Origin of the sequence: Streptomyces sp. NPDC052701 (assembly GCF_040678355.1) — a bacterium.
In the GTDB taxonomy this organism is placed as follows: Bacteria; Actinomycetota; Actinomycetes; order Streptomycetales; family Streptomycetaceae; genus Streptomyces.
In genome coordinates this window covers 58926-72444 of record NZ_JBFATO010000002.1, presented here as the reverse complement: position 1 = coordinate 72444, position 13519 = coordinate 58926, and the positions used below count along the sequence as shown (strand labels likewise).

At 75.5% G+C, this 13519-nt stretch carries 11 protein-coding genes and 1 pseudogene; 5 read left to right on the top strand and 7 right to left on the bottom strand.

Features of this window, described 5'->3' with window-relative positions; genetic code table 11:
- Window positions 1-736: 736 nt before the first annotated feature.
- Window positions 737-2074: a fused response regulator/phosphatase gene (locus tag AB0L29_RS03375; protein ID WP_365822823.1), complete on the top strand. Its 1338-nt coding sequence runs from the start codon at window positions 737-739 to the stop codon at window positions 2072-2074.
- A 15-nt stretch (window positions 2075-2089) separates the two neighbouring features.
- On the opposite strand, the gene AB0L29_RS03370 is transcribed toward AB0L29_RS03375, so the two are convergent.
- The 3 genes from AB0L29_RS03370 to AB0L29_RS03360 all read right to left on the bottom strand — a co-directional run bounded on the left by AB0L29_RS03370 (window position 2090) and on the right by AB0L29_RS03360 (window position 4046).
- Window positions 2090-2422, bottom strand: a complete 333-nt coding sequence (locus tag AB0L29_RS03370; RefSeq protein ID WP_365823415.1) for a DUF2516 family protein — start codon at window positions 2420-2422, stop codon at window positions 2090-2092.
- A gap of 186 nt (window positions 2423-2608) precedes the next feature.
- Window positions 2609-3316: a hypothetical protein gene (locus tag AB0L29_RS03365; protein WP_365822821.1), complete on the bottom strand. Its 708-nt coding sequence runs from the start codon at window positions 3314-3316 to the stop codon at window positions 2609-2611.
- A 79-nt stretch (window positions 3317-3395) separates the two neighbouring features.
- Window positions 3396-4046: a helix-turn-helix domain-containing protein gene (locus tag AB0L29_RS03360; protein WP_365822819.1), complete on the bottom strand. Its 651-nt coding sequence runs from the start codon at window positions 4044-4046 to the stop codon at window positions 3396-3398.
- A gap of 165 nt (window positions 4047-4211) precedes the next feature.
- On the opposite strand from AB0L29_RS03360, the gene AB0L29_RS03355 reads away from it, so the two are divergent.
- From AB0L29_RS03355 to AB0L29_RS03345, 3 genes are all read left to right on the top strand, one after another.
- Window positions 4212-4790: a TetR-like C-terminal domain-containing protein gene (locus AB0L29_RS03355; protein ID WP_365822817.1), complete on the top strand. Its 579-nt coding sequence runs from the start codon at window positions 4212-4214 to the stop codon at window positions 4788-4790.
- A gap of 18 nt (window positions 4791-4808) precedes the next feature.
- On the top strand, window positions 4809-6014 hold the full coding sequence (locus tag AB0L29_RS03350) for an SGNH/GDSL hydrolase family protein (RefSeq protein WP_365822815.1): 1206 nt from the start codon (window positions 4809-4811) through the stop codon (window positions 6012-6014).
- Between the two features lie 148 nt (window positions 6015-6162).
- Entirely contained in the window at window positions 6163-6894 is a 732-nt protein-coding gene (locus AB0L29_RS03345; protein ID WP_365822813.1) for a class I SAM-dependent methyltransferase, read from the top strand.
- A gap of 309 nt (window positions 6895-7203) precedes the next feature.
- Here the strand turns inward: AB0L29_RS03345 and AB0L29_RS03340 are convergent.
- Window positions 7204-7530 (bottom strand): annotated as a pseudogene (locus AB0L29_RS03340) (helix-turn-helix domain-containing protein); the annotation flags it as partial.
- 49 nt (window positions 7531-7579) lie between these two features.
- On the opposite strand from AB0L29_RS03340, the gene AB0L29_RS03335 reads away from it, so the two are divergent.
- Complete coding sequence (locus tag AB0L29_RS03335) at window positions 7580-8488, top strand: NAD(P)-binding domain-containing protein (protein WP_365822811.1); 909 nt, start codon at window positions 7580-7582, stop codon at window positions 8486-8488.
- Between the two features lie 57 nt (window positions 8489-8545).
- On the opposite strand, the gene AB0L29_RS03330 is transcribed toward AB0L29_RS03335, so the two are convergent.
- The 3 genes from AB0L29_RS03330 to AB0L29_RS03320 are packed head-to-tail and all read right to left on the bottom strand — an operon-like array spanning window position 8546 to window position 13480.
- Window positions 8546-10597: an AAA family ATPase gene (locus AB0L29_RS03330; RefSeq protein WP_365822809.1), complete on the bottom strand. Its 2052-nt coding sequence runs from the start codon at window positions 10595-10597 to the stop codon at window positions 8546-8548.
- A 41-nt stretch (window positions 10598-10638) separates the two neighbouring features.
- Window positions 10639-11280: a TetR family transcriptional regulator gene (locus AB0L29_RS03325; RefSeq protein ID WP_365822807.1), complete on the bottom strand. Its 642-nt coding sequence runs from the start codon at window positions 11278-11280 to the stop codon at window positions 10639-10641.
- A gap of 10 nt (window positions 11281-11290) precedes the next feature.
- Window positions 11291-13480 carry an aminoglycoside phosphotransferase family protein gene (locus tag AB0L29_RS03320; protein ID WP_365822805.1) on the bottom strand — a complete coding sequence of 730 codons (2190 nt, stop codon included), beginning with the start codon at window positions 13478-13480 and terminating at the stop codon, window positions 11291-11293.
- Between the last annotated feature and the right edge of the window lie 39 nt (window positions 13481-13519).

The following is a 13519-nucleotide window of genomic DNA, read 5'->3' as shown; positions in this document are numbered from 1 at the left end:
GCCACCCCCCGCGCCCGGGGGCCGGTCGCGTCGCCCCGGGCGCGGGCCCCCCGGGGGGGGGGGGGGGGGGCCCCCCCCGCGGCCCCCCCCCCGGCCCCCCCCCCCCCGCGGGGCGCCCGGACGGCGGGGGGCGGACGGACGGCGCGCGGTACACCCGGGGCGGTGCCGGTCGCCCACCCGAGGTGATGCCGGCTGCCCACCCGAGGCGGTACCGGCTGCCCGCCCGGAGCGGTACCGGTCGCCCACCCGAGGCGATGCCGACTGCCCACCCGGAGCGGTACCGGTCGCCCACCCGAGGCGATGCCGACTGCCCACCCGAGGCGGTACCGGTCGCCCGCACGGGGCGGTACCGGTCGCCCGCCCGAGGTGGTGCCGGTCGCGTACGGGGGCGCGTCGGTCGCGTACGGGGCCCGCCCCCACGGGCGCCGACACGCGCGCCCGGACCCTCCCGGCGGGCCCAACTGCCCGCCGGCCGCAGCCCGTGACCTGGGCCACGTGACCCAGTCCACGCCCAACACCGCCCGAAACCCCTCCCGGACGTGACGTTCGTCATCCCCGCGCCACACTCTCCCTGTCCAACTGCGGTGGATATCGCGGCATATGACAGTGGCCGGGGACCGGGCGGCGTGCCCCGCGCCATTCCGCCGCGGCGCCGACACCCGCTATGGTCCCCGTCGGTGGGTCGAGACTCCTCGCCCCCGCCGTGCCCTCGGGGGGAGGGAAGGAACCCAAGACGATGCCCGTACCCGTACCGCGGCAGAGAGCGATCCCGGCCGCGGAGAGCGGTCAGGCGCAGGCCGTGCCCCTGGGCGGCGGTGTCCCCGAGAACTCCTCGGCGGCCGCCCGCACCCAGGGCAAGGCCGGGAACACCACGGACAGGACCGGCAGCACCGCACCGCACACCAACCTGACGCTGCTGCTGATCGAGGACGACCCGGCCGGTTCGCCGATCGTGCCGGACCTGCTCGACCAGGCCGGCAAGCCGATCCGCGTGCGCACCGCCCGCAACCTCACCGAGGCCGAGCGGCTGCTCACCGACGACGTGCACTGCATCCTGCTGGACCTCGCGCTGCCCGGGCCGAGCCGGGCCGCCGACGGTGACGACGAGCTCGCCGTGCTCAAGCACGTCCTGGAGCTCGCGCCCCGGCACGCCGTCCTCGCGCTCACCGCGTCGGGCGACGCCGAGCGCGGCGCGGAGGCGGTGCGGGTGGGCGCCCAGGACTACCTCTTCCGCGACGAGCTGGACGGCCGGCTGCTGAGCCGGGCGATCCGCTACGCGGTGGAGCGCAAGCGCTCCGAGTCGGCCGAGCGGCGGCTCGCCGAGGGCAGGCTGCGCGCCCAGGAGAACCGCCGCCTGGAGCGCGGCCTGCTGCCGACCCCCCTCCTGGAGGGCTCCTCGCTGCGCTTCGCCGCCCGCTACCGCCCGGGCCGTTCGCGCGCGCTGCTCGGCGGCGACTTCTACGACGTCGTGCGCACCCCGGACGGCACCGTGCACGCCATGATCGGCGACGTCTGCGGGCACGGCCCGGACGAGGCCGCGCTCGGCGTGGAGCTGCGCATCGCCTGGCGCGCGCTGACGCTGGCGGGCCTGTGCGGCGACCAGCTCCTCGGCACGCTGCAGCAGGTGCTGGAGCACGAGCGCGCGGACGACGAGATCTTCGCGACCCTGTGCACGGTCGACATAGCGCCGGACGGCCGCCGCGCGGGCCTGTGCCTGGCCGGCCACCCGTCGCCGCTGATCGCCAGGCCCGGCCGGCCCGCGCGGCTGCTGCCGTACGACAACAACGGCCCCGCCCTCGGGCTGCTGCCGGGTGCCCGCTGGCCGCGGATGCAGGTGGAGCTGGGCGCCGAGTGGAGCCTGATGCTGTACACCGACGGCCTGATCGAGGGCCGTGTCGGCGCGAGCCGGGAGCGGCTCGGCCAGGACGGCATGGTGGACATGGTCCGCCGTCAGATCGAGGAGGGGCTGCGCGGCGAGGAGCTGCTGCAGGCGGCGGTGAACGAGGTCCGCGCCCTCAACGGCGGCGAACTGACGGACGACGTGGCGGTGCTGCTGCTGGACCGGGTGCCCTGACGGTCCCCTGCGGGGTCAGCGCCCGCCGTTCCACGGGCCGTAGGGGCCGTCGCTGCTGGAGCCGCGGCGGCTGCGGCCCCCGCCGGGGAGTCCGCGCAGGGCGGGCCGTACGTCGACCATGTACACGATCGTCGCGATCAGGCCGATGATCGGCAGGAACGACAGGATCGGGAAGAGCAGGTTCACCACGAAGGCGAGCCCGAGGATGATCAGCCAGAAGGGCTTGGTCTTCTTGTCGGCCGCGCGGTAGGCGTCCTCGCGGCGCGTGGCGGCGTCGATCAACGCGAAGCCGCTGAAAACGATCAGAGCCATGCTCAGCAGCCACATGAGTCCCGCGAAGCCCTGCATCAGCACAACGTCCACCACCCGACTCGGCTCTTGCTTACGCGGTCACCGTACCCGCAACCGCAGCACCGCTACCCGGACAACGGGCCGGGCACCCGAAGAGTGCCCGGCCCGTCGTGCGTGCCGTCCGCCGCTCCGCCGCCGCCCGTGCGGCGGCCTCGCCGCGTCCCGCCCGTGCTGCCGCCCGGCCTACTGGGCGGGCGAGGCCGTGCCCTTGGCGGGCGGGGTCGTCCCCTTGCCGGCGGGCTTGCGCGCTGCCGGGGCCTTCTTGGCGGGGGCCTTCTTCGCCGCGACGGGCTCGGTCCTGACCGTGGCGGGCTCGGTCTTGACCGTGACGGGCTCGGTCCTGACCGTGGTGGCCCCGTCCTTCTTGGCCTCGGCCGGCTCGGCCTTCGGCTCGACCGCGATGGCCAGCTCCTCCACGCTCTCGGCGATGTCCTCGATGCCGTCGGCGGCCTCGCCGCGCCAGGTGCGCACCGCCTGCTCGCCGTGCTCGGCGACCTTCTCGTAGGTCTCACGGGCCTTGACGGCGTACTCGGCGGCGACGCCGACCCCGCGCAGCGCGAGGTCCTGGGCGGTCTCGCCGAGCTTCTTCAGGTCGGCGTCGAGGTTGCCGCCCAGCTTCCGGAAGTCGGCGTCGAGGGAGCCGATGATCCGGCCGACCCTGGCCTGGAGGGTCTCCTGCGTCTCCCTGACCCGGGCGGTCGCCTTCTCCTGCACGGCCTTCGGGTCGGTGTTGCGCACGGCCTCCAGCCGGGCCGGGGCCTCGGCACGCAGCTGCTCCACCAGGGCCGGCACCTTCTTGGCCTGCTGCAGGGCGAGGTCGGCGGTGCCGGCGGCGAAGTAGAGCGGGGTCAGGTCGCTCAGGGTCTTGCGCAGGTCGTCGGTGATGGCCATGGTGGTGGTCCTCCCGGATCGGTTTTCGGCTGAGGGTTTCGTGTGGTCCGCGGTCGGGTGGCCGGTGCCCTGGTCCGGCTCAGCCGGCCGTCCGCTGCGGACCGGTGTCGCCGCCGTCACCCGTACGGGGACGGCGTTCGGCGGCCTCGGCGCCGTCGTCGCCGCGGGAACGGCGTACGGCGGTGCCGGCACGGTCGCCCGTGCGGGTACGTCCTGCGGTGGTGCCGCTCCCGGCGGCGTCCGCCGTACCCTCGTTCTCCCCGGCGGTCCCGGTGACACGGGGGGCGCCGGTGACGTCCGTCACGTCCGCCGCGCCGGTCACGCCGGTCACGCCGGTGGTCGCGTCGGCCACCTGGCCGTCCCGCTCCGCCGCGGCGGTCCCGAACCCGTTCTCCTTGCGGAACGACTCGTAGATCTGCAGCAGCACCTGCTTCTGCCGCTCGGTCAGCGCGGGGTCGGCGAGGAGGACGGCACGCGTCTCCACCTCGTCCCGGTCCCGCTCGGCGTCGAGGATGCCGGCGCGGACGTACAGCGTCTCGGCGGAGATCCGCAGCGCCTTGGCGACCTGCTGCAGCACCTCCGCGCTCGGCTTGCGCAGCCCGCGCTCGATCTGGCTCAGGTACGGATTGGACACGCCGGCGGCGTCGGCGAGCTGCCGGAGCGACAGCTGCGCGTTGCGCCGCTGTTCGCGCAGGTACTCACCGAGATTGCCGACGTTGAGCGATGCCATGCCCCCACCTTGCCCCACCCCGCTAACTATTGCAAGCACCTGCTTGCAACAGTGTCCCTCCGTACGCACGGCGGGTTCGGAGAGGACCGCACCCTTGATGCATCGGTCCGTTGCCTAAAAGCTTTAGGAAAGTACATAATGCTTTAAGGTGAAGGGAGGGCGCTCGTGGTGCGCGCGGGACTGAGTGCGGAACGCCTGGCCAGGGCGGGGGCGGAGCTGGCCGACGAGGTCGGCTTCGACCAGGTGACCCTCTCGGCGGTGGCCAGGCGGTTCGACGTCAAGGTCGCGAGCCTGTACTCGCACGTGAGGAACTCCCAGGACCTGAAGACCAGGATCGCCCTGCTGGCCCTGGAGGAACTCGCCGACCGGGCCGCCGACGCCCTGGCCGGACGGTCCGGCAAGGAGGCCCTGACGGCCCTGGCGAACGTCTACCGCGACTACGCCCGGGAGCATCCCGGGCGTTACGCCGCGGCCCGGTTCAGACTCGACCCGCAGACCGCGGCCGCGAGCGCCGGCGTCCGGCACGCGCGGATGACCCGGGCGCTGCTGCGCGGCTACGACCTGCCCGAGCCGGACCGGACGCACGCCGTCCGGCTGCTGGGCAGCGTCTTCCACGGCTACGTCAGCCTGGAGGCGGAGGGCGGCTTCGACCACAGCGCCCCCGACACCCAGGAGACCTGGACCCGGGTCCTGGACGCCCTCGACGCCCTGCTGCGCGCCTGGCCCGCCGCCCCGAACCACTGACGAACGGACCGGACCCCCATGCACACCGAGCCCCGCTGGATCACCACGCCCCTCACCGAGGAGCTGCTGCGCGGCGCCCTCGACCTGGAGCGCACCGGGCGGGGCGTGCTGCCGCACCGGCTGCCCGCCCGGGCCCGCGCGCAGTGCGCCGACGGGCAGCTGGCCCTGGCCGAGTCCCAGCCCTCGGGCGTACGGCTGGCCTTCCGCACCCGGGCCACCGCCGTCGAACTGGACACGCTGCCCACCAAACGCGTCTACGTGGGCGCCCCGCCCCGCCCGGACGGCGTCTACGACCTGCTCGTCGACGGCCTCCCGAGCGGCCGGGCCCGGGTGGCCGGCGGCAACACCCTGACCATCGACCTGGCCACCGGGGCCGCCGAGCACCGGCCCGGCCCGCCCGGCACCCTCCGCTTCACGGACCTGCCCGACCGGGTGAAGGACGTCGAGATCTGGCTCCCGCACAACGAGACCACCGAACTGCTCGCCCTGCGCACCGACGCGCCCGTCGAGCCGGTGCCGGACCGGGGCCGCGCGGTGTGGCTGCACCACGGCAGTTCGATCAGCCACGGCTCCGACGCCGCGAGCCCCACCACGACGTGGCCCGCGCTGGCGGCCCGCCTCGCCGGCGTGGAGCTGATCAACCTCGGCCTGAGCGGCAGCGCCCTGCTCGACCCCTTCACCGCCCGCGCCATCCGGGACACCCCGGCCGACCTGATCAGCCTCAAGATCGGCATCAACCTGGTCAACACCGACCTGATGCGGCTGCGCGCCTTCACCCCGGCCGTCCACGGCTTCCTCGACACCATCCGCGAGGGACACCCCACCACGCCGCTGCTGGTCGTCTCCCCCCTGCTGTGCCCCCTCCACGAGGACACCCCCGGCCCCAGCGCCCCGGACCTCGGCGGACTCGGCACCGGGCACCTGCGCTTCGTCGCCCTGGGAGACCCGGCGGAGCGCGCGGCCGGAAAGCTGACCCTGGGCGTCATCCGCGACGAGCTGGCCCGGATCGTGGCCCAGCGGTCGGCCGACGACCCCCACCTGCACCACCTCGACGGCCGCGACCTCTACGGCGAGCAGGACTTCGCCGAACTCCCCCTGCCCGACGGCCTCCACCCCGACGCCGCGGCCCACCGCCGCATCGGCGAACGCTTCGCCGAACTGGCCTTCTCCCTCGACGGCTTCGCACCCGGTTCCGTTCCGAAGGCCACGGCCCCACGCCCCTGAACGCGGCCGGCCGGTCCGGGACCGCGGGAGCGGCGCTCCACGCCGGGCGGCCGGGAGCTCCCCGGCCGGTGCCGGGCGCCGGGCGCGCGGCCACCGCGCCGGGAGCCCGGGGCGGACGCGGGCGGTGCCGCCCGGCTAGCGTCGCCGTATGGCCCAGGAAGAGTTCCGCCACCCGCGCCTCGCCGCGCTCTACGACCTCCTCGACCCCGACCGCCGCGACCTGGACGCCTACCTGGGGATCGCCGAGGAGTTCGGGGCGCGCCGGGTGCTGGACATCGGCTGCGGCACGGGGGTGTTCGCGCTGCTGCTGGCCGCCCGCGGGATCGAGGTCGTCGGGGTCGATCCCGCGGGCGCGTCCCTCGCGGTGGCCCGGGCCAAGCCGGGCGGCGACCGGGTGCGCTGGATCCACGGTGACGCGACGGCGCTCCCGCCGCTGCGGACCGACCTGGCGACCATGACCGCGAACGTCGCCCAGGAGATCGTCGCCCCCGAGGCCTGGCGGGCGACCCTGAGGGGGGCCTACGAGGCGCTGCGCCCGGGCGGCCGTCTGGTCTTCGAGACCAGGGTTCCCGCCCGGCGCGCCTGGGAGGAGTGGCACCGCGACGCCTCCCACCGGGTCACGGAGGTCGCCGGCACCGGCCCGGTGGAGAGCTGGGTGGACCTGGTCGAGGTCGACGGTCCCCTGGTGTCGTTCCGCTGGACGTACGTGTTCGCCGCGGACGGGCGGACGCTGACCTCGGACTCGACCCTGCGGTTCCGCGAGCGGGAGGAGGTGGAGGCGGACCTGGTCGCGCAGGGGTACGCCGTCGAGGGCGTGCGCGACGCCCCCGACCGGCCGGGCCGGGAGTTCGTCTTCGTCGCCCGCCGGCCCGGGGCGTGATACCGCGAGGCCGCGTCCCGGCCGGCGCGGCCCCCTCCCCGCCGCCCGGACACCCACTTTTTTGTGGGTACTTGGCAGCGCGCGGCCGCCCGGCGAACCTGGTTGCGGGCGGCCGGTGAGGCACCGGGCAAGGAACGGAGGTGAGCTTCAGGAGGCGGGCCGGGAGGCCGCGGGCACGGCCACGATCCCGGTCCCGGCAACGTTCCCGGTCTCGGCAACGTCCCCAATCTCGGTCTCGGCCTTGCTCCCGTTCCCGGTCTCGTTCCCGGTCCCGGTCTCGTTCCCGATCCCGGTCTCGTTCCCGGTCCCGGTCAGTTTCTCCAGGCGGCGGTGGCCCCAGTCGGACAGGGGGGCCAGCGCCTCGGCGAGGTCACGGCCGAAGGGGGTCAGGGAGTAGACCGTCTTCGGCGGCAGGACGTCGTACACCTCGCGGTGCACCAGTCCGTCCGCCTCCATCTCCCGCAGTGCCCCGGTCAGCACCTTCTCGGTGAGGCCCGGCAGCCGCCGGCGCAGCTGCCCCGGCCGGTGCGGGCCGGACTCCAGCAGCCACAGCAGGCTCGTCTTCCACTTGCCGTCGATCACCGCGATCGCGGCGGTCACCCCGCAGACGTCAGGGTCCTGGCGCCGACGCGTCATCGTCACCCCTTCCGTGATCCATCGCCGTCTCTTCCCAAGGAGTTGTCGCGTGTCCACGTTCAGCACGAATCCGCCCTCCGGGCATTCCGGCCCCGCCGTCACCGTCCTCGGGCTCGGCCCCATGGGCCGCGCGCTGGCCGGCGCCCTGCTCGACGCCGGGCTGCCGACCACGGTCTGGAACCGCACACCGGGGCGGGACCGCGAACTCCTCGACCGAGGGGCGGCGGGCGCCCGGTCCGCGGCGGAGGCGGTCGCCGCGGGCGAGGTGGTCGTCGTCTGCGTGGTGAACCACGACGCCGTGGACGCCGTGCTGCGGCGGGGCGACGTCACCGCCGCCCTCAAGGGCCGCACGGTCCTGAACCTGACCGCCGACACGCCGGACCGGGCCCGGGACACGGCCGGGTGGGCCGCCGCGCACGGTGTGCGCTACCTGGACGGCGCGATCATGACGCCGGCGGCCACCGTCGGCACGGCCGACGCGGTGTTCCTGCACAGCGGACCGGAGGACCTCCACCGGGAACTGGAGCCCGTGCGGCGCGCCCTGGGCGGCACCCACACCCACCTCGGCGAGGAGATCGGCCGGGCCGCCGCCTACGACATCGCCCTGCTCGACATCTTCTGGACGGCGATGGCGGGCTACGCGCACGCCCTGGCGGTCGCGCGGGCCGAGGGCATCACCGCCGGGGAACTGGCGCCCTTCGCCCGGGGCATCGGCGCGATCCTGCCGCCGATCTTCGAGGAGGCCGCCCGGCAGGCCGACGCCGGCACCTTCTCCGGCGAGGACAACCCGCTCACCTCGGCGGCGTCGTCCATGGCCCACGTCGTCCAGGTCTCCGAGGCGCACGGCATCGACGCCGGTGTGATGCGCGCGGCCGAGGGCATGGCCCGCCGCACGATCGGCCTGGGCCACGGGACGGACGGGTTCGTCCGGATCGCCGAGGTCATCGGGCGGCGCTGAGCACCCTCCGGAACCCGAACCGGGGTCCCGGGGCCGGGCCCCCGGGACCGGGACCGCTCACCCCTGCGGCGTCCGGAACGGCAGGGGCCTTGCCGCCACGACGTCCAGCCGCGACACCGCCCGGGTCAGCACCACGTACAGCCGGTGCAGCCCGCGTTCCTCCGCCTGCGCGATCGCGGCCGGCTCGACGGCGACGACATGGTCGTACTCCAGTCCTTTGACGGCCCGCGCCGGCACCACGGCCACCCGCGCGCCCAGGTCCTCGGGGCCCGCCGCGGGCAGCCCGGCGGCGGTGAGCGCGTCCCGTACCCGGGGCGCGTCCGCGTCCGCCGTGACGACCCCGACGGAGCCCTCCCGGGCCAGGGCGTCGCGCACGGCGTCCACGACCGCGCCGAGCACCTCGCCGGGGGCCGTCCGCCGGATGCGCAGCTCGCCGTCCTCGCGCAGGGAGCGGGCCGCCGGGACGTCGACGTCCAGCTGCCCCAGCAGCCGGTTGGCCAGCGAGACGACCTGCCGCGGCACCCGGAAACCCGTGGTCAGCGGCACCACCTTCGCGTCCGGCCGGCCCAGGTGCGCCAGGACCGTCTCCCACGACCGCGCCGCCCAGGGCGTGGTCCCCTGCGCCAGGTCGCCGAGCACCGTGAGCGAGCCGGAGGGGGACCGGCGGGCGATGGCCCGGCACTCCATCGGGGAGAGGTCCTGCGCCTCGTCGACGACGATGTGGCCGTAGCCGTCCGGGTGCTCGACGAGCCCGGCGACCTCGTCGAGGAGGACCAGGTCGGCCGGCGACCAGCGAGCCGACCTCCACGACCGGGGCGGCCTCGCCCACAGCAGCGCCCGCTGCTCGTCGGGGTCCAGCAGCCCCTCGGCCGCGGCGGCCAGGGCGGCCCCGTCACCGAGCAGTCCGGCCACGACCTCCTCGGGCCGCACCCGGGGCCACACGGCGTCGAGGTACGCGGTCAGCGGCCGGGCCCGTTCGATGCGGCGCACCCAGGCGCCGGTGCGCGGCCCGCCCCGCCGCTCGGCCTGCTCGCGCAGGCACCGCACGATCCGGCTGCGCACCCGTTCCCGCCCGACCCCGTAGAGCGGCTCCTCGGACCGCACGTCCGCCACGATCCGCGCCAGTTCCCCGGCCTCCACCCGCCAGCGGTAGGACCCGTCCGGCACGGTGAGGGAGCCGGCGCCGTCGGCCCGCACGCGCGCGTACAGCGCGCGGCGCAGCACCTCGGCCGTGCGGGCGTCGTGCTTGACGACGGCGGCCCGCTCGTCGTCGGCCCCGGTGACCGGGTGCCGGGCGATCTCCTCCGCGAGGGTCGACTGCCGGACCCCCGTCTCCCCGAGGGCGGGCAGCACCTCGGAGATGTACGACAGGAAGGTGCGGTTGGGACCGAGGATCAGCAGGCCGCCGCGCCGGATGCGCTGCGGGTGGGTGTAGAGCAGGTAGGCCGCCCGGTGCAGTCCGACGGCCGTCTTGCCGGTGCCCGGCGCCCCCTGCACGCACACGGACACGCCCAGGTCCTCGCGCACCAGGTCGTCCTGCTCGGGCTGGATGGTCGCGGCGATGTCCCGCATGGGCCCGACCCGCGGCCGCTCGATCTCCCGGGCCACGATGTCGCCGGCCCGTGACTCGCCCCGGCCGAGGTGCTCGTCCTCCAGCCCGGTCAGGTCGGCGGAGTCCCCCCGGCTGCCGGGCGCCCAGCCGAACCGGCGGCGCACGGCCACGCCCTGCGGGTCGCGGGCGGAGGCCTGGTAGAAGGCGCGGGAGACGGGCGCCCGCCAGTCGACGACCAGGGGCGGGGCGGCCGGGTGCTCGGTGATCCGCAGCCGTCCGACGTGGTAGCGCTGTCCGGAGTGGTCGCCCGCGTCCCCGCCGAAGTCCAGCCGCCCGAAGAACAGGGGCCCCTCCGGCAGTTCCCGCAGTGTTCTGGCCCGGCTGCGCAGCCGGTACCCGAGGACTTCGGCGTCGGCTCCGGAGGCGGAGACGTCCTCGCCGGTGACGACGTGTTCCCGGGCGCCGTCGGCCATCGCGGCGAGGGCGGCGCGGCAGCGGTCGTGGTGGGCGCGTTCGCGGACGAGGGCTTGTTCCAGGGCAGGGTCGGATGGCTTCATTCCACCGAGCGTACCGAAATAACGTAACCGAGTTAAATTTTTTACTCGGTTACGGGTGCGGGTGCCGTGGAGGACGGCTGGACCAGGCGCCGCACCCCTCCCGCCAGCAGCTCGAAGGCCCGCTCCGCCGCGGCCACCGCCTCCGCCCGGAGGTCCGCCGCCCGCTCCCCCGCCGCGATCCGCCGCCAGTTCTCCTGCGCCAGCACCCGCTGGACGGCGACGACCTGCCCGGCGGCGAGCCGTGCCTCCAGGTCGCCGCCCAGGGCCCGCGCAAGCGCCTCCTCGGACCGCTCCAGGTGCCCGTACAGCCGCGCGACCAGCGCCGGCGTCCCGTACAGCAGCCGGTGGAAGGCGAGCACCTCGGGGTCGTCGTTCAGCCCGGTGACCGGATCCCCCCGCTCCAGCCCGGCCAGGAAGTGCCGCCGCAGCGCCTCGGCCGGCGTCGGCCCCTGCGCCACCACGCGCGCGGCCTCCTCCTGGTGATCGGCGATCCGGTACAGGACCAGGTCCTCCTTGGCCGGGAAGTACCGGAACAGCGTCGGCTTGGAGACCTCGGCCGCGGCGGCCACCTCGGCGACGGACACGGCGTCGAAGCCCCTCTCCACGAAGAGCCGGATCGCGGTGTCCGACAGCACCCGGTACATCCGCCGCTTCTTGCGCTCGCGCAGGCCGGTGTCGCTCATGGAGGGGAGCCTACGCAGGGCGCTCCCCGCGGGGCGGCGCCGGGGCGAGGGAGGTGCCGGCCAGCGGCCCGGCCCTCAGGCCCAGGGCCGCGAGGGCCGCGGCCAGCGTCATCCCGTACGACTCCAGTGCCCGCCGGACGTTCGGGGTGTCCAGGCCCGTGCCGGTGGCGAAGCGGTCCAGGTCCACGTAGGCGGAGCGGACGATCTCGATCCGGCGGTAGACGCGCCAGTCCCGCCGCCAGTCCCGGGTGTACTCGGCGGGCAGGGCGGCCTCCCAGGTGCGGAACAGCCGCTCGCGGATCTCGGGCCGCGTGGGGGTGAGGTGCATGTGCCGGACCAGGTCGTACAGCGGGTCGCCGACCATCGCCATCTCCCAGTCGATGATGGTGAGGGCGAACGCGTCCGGCCGGCGCACCAGGTTCCACGGGTTGAGGTCGCCGTGCAGCAGCGCCGGCCTGCGGGGCGTCACCCGGTGCCGGGCGAGGATCTCCTGGAGCCGCGTCGCGTCGGGCAGCCCCACGGACCTGGCCAGCTGCTGGGACTGCCCGGGCAGTTCGGCGACCATGCGGACGAGCTGGCGGACGAGCCACGGGCAGAAACCGGAGTCGCCGGCCGAGGGGTCCGGGCCGAAGAAGGGGAAGGCGGGGTCCAGCGCGCCGCAGTCGACCCGGGTCAGTTCCGCCAGCTGCCGCACCAGACCGTCCGCCTCGTGCGGCAGCAGACCGCGCACCGGGTGCTCCGGGGGCCGGTCGCTGTCCAGGGGGCCCACGTAGGTGTGGACGGCGAACTGGTCGTCGGGGTGGCTGCTGCCCAGCGCCAGCGCGCGTGGGGCCGCCACCTTCGCCCCGGACCGTTCGACGGCGCGCAGGACGGCGTGCTCGCTCAGGAAGCGCGGTTCGCGGCGGCAGACGGACGCCAGCCTGCGCCGCACCACCAGCGGCAGGCCGACGCCCGGCACGTGGACCACCGTGTTCAGGTGGGAGGTGCCCCGGAAGACCCGGCCCGCCGGCGCCGCCCCTTCCGCGACCAGGGCGTGGCGGACCGCCCGGTCGGGAAGCACCGGATGCTCGGGCAGTCTCAGGTCCCGTTTCCACACGATGGCGGACCTGCCGGACCGTTCCCGCCAGGACGCCTGCCACCGGTACAGCACGTGCTCGGTCTCGGACGCGCTCGGGACGGTCCGCAGCCCCAGGGGCCCGGCGCCCAGGAGCAGGGCCGTGCGCACGGCCCGGACGGCCCGGTGCAGGCCCTCCTCGTCCGGGGCGGTGCCGCGCGGCCCCCGTTGCAGCGACCTCGCGGCCCGTACGACGTCGGAGTACACCGACTGGGCCCGCTCGAAGGCGAGGTAGTGGCGGAGGTCCTTCGCCAGGCCGTTGGCCGCGGCCGGTCTGACCGGCAGCACGGCTTCGGCCCAGGCGTCGCTCACCTCCTGCCGCTGGAAATCCGGGTACCTCATCCGGACCAGGTGGGTGGCCAGGTCGTACAGGGGGTCGCCGTAGGTCGCGGACCCCCAGTCCACGGCGATCAGGTGGGGGTCGCCGTGGTCCGTCACGACCACGTTGTCCCGGCGCAGGTCCGCGTGGAGCAGGCCGTAGGGCCGGCGGGCCATCGCGGGGATCCGGTCGGCCAGCCGCGCCAGGGCGTCCTCGGGAACGCCCAGGGCCGCGAACAGTCCGCCGTACACCGCCCAGCCGGGCCGGCGGATCTGCCGGTCGGCCAGCCCCGCCAGGGCACGGAGAAACCCCTGGCTGTCCTTGTCGTTGCCCGGCCAGTCCGCCGGCAGCGGTGGCAGCGCCTCCCTGCGCACCGACGAGGTCCGCGCGAGCAGCTCGGCCAGCGCCCTGATCTCCAGGGCGCCGACCGGCTTGCCGTCGGGACACCGGCGGGACAGCGGCTCGCCCGCCGGGTGGCCGAGCACCGCCGAGTCCCCGTCGCCGGCCAGGTACCGGGGGACGTGCGGCAGGACGCCGCCGAGCGCCTTGAGGAGGTCCGCCTCCGCGCGCCAGGTCCTGACGACCGCCGGCACGGCGTCGCGTCGGGGAATCCGCACCAGGACCCGCGTGCCGGGCTGGCGCCCCAGGCGACGCGCCATGGCCGGGGTCAGGCGGACCACGTGGTCGTGGTGGTGACGGCCGCTGCGCGTCGCTCCGCCGAGCCGCGCCGTCCGCACGAACTCGTCGTAGACCTCATCGTTCGGCACGTCGCTCCCGGGAAGCACGCCTGAGAGCCGGAGTTGCAC

What these genes read in the sequence shown, in the direction of transcription:
- AB0L29_RS03375 (WP_365822823.1), top strand. Translation starts at nt 737, where the DNA reads ATGCCCGTACCCGTACCGCGGCAGAGAGCGATCCCGGCCGCGGAGAGC.
- AB0L29_RS03370 (WP_365823415.1), bottom strand. Translation starts at nt 2,422, where the DNA reads ATGCAGGGCTTCGCGGGACTCATGTGGCTGCTGAGCATGGCTCTGATC.
- AB0L29_RS03365 (WP_365822821.1), bottom strand. Translation starts at nt 3,316, where the DNA reads ATGGCCATCACCGACGACCTGCGCAAGACCCTGAGCGACCTGACCCCG.
- AB0L29_RS03360 (WP_365822819.1), bottom strand. Translation starts at nt 4,046, where the DNA reads ATGGCATCGCTCAACGTCGGCAATCTCGGTGAGTACCTGCGCGAACAG.
- AB0L29_RS03350 (WP_365822815.1), top strand. Translation starts at nt 4,809, where the DNA reads ATGCACACCGAGCCCCGCTGGATCACCACGCCCCTCACCGAGGAGCTG.
- AB0L29_RS03345 (WP_365822813.1), top strand. Translation starts at nt 6,163, where the DNA reads ATGGCCCAGGAAGAGTTCCGCCACCCGCGCCTCGCCGCGCTCTACGAC.
- AB0L29_RS03330 (WP_365822809.1), bottom strand. Translation starts at nt 10,597, where the DNA reads ATGAAGCCATCCGACCCTGCCCTGGAACAAGCCCTCGTCCGCGAACGC.
- AB0L29_RS03325 (WP_365822807.1), bottom strand. Translation starts at nt 11,280, where the DNA reads ATGAGCGACACCGGCCTGCGCGAGCGCAAGAAGCGGCGGATGTACCGG.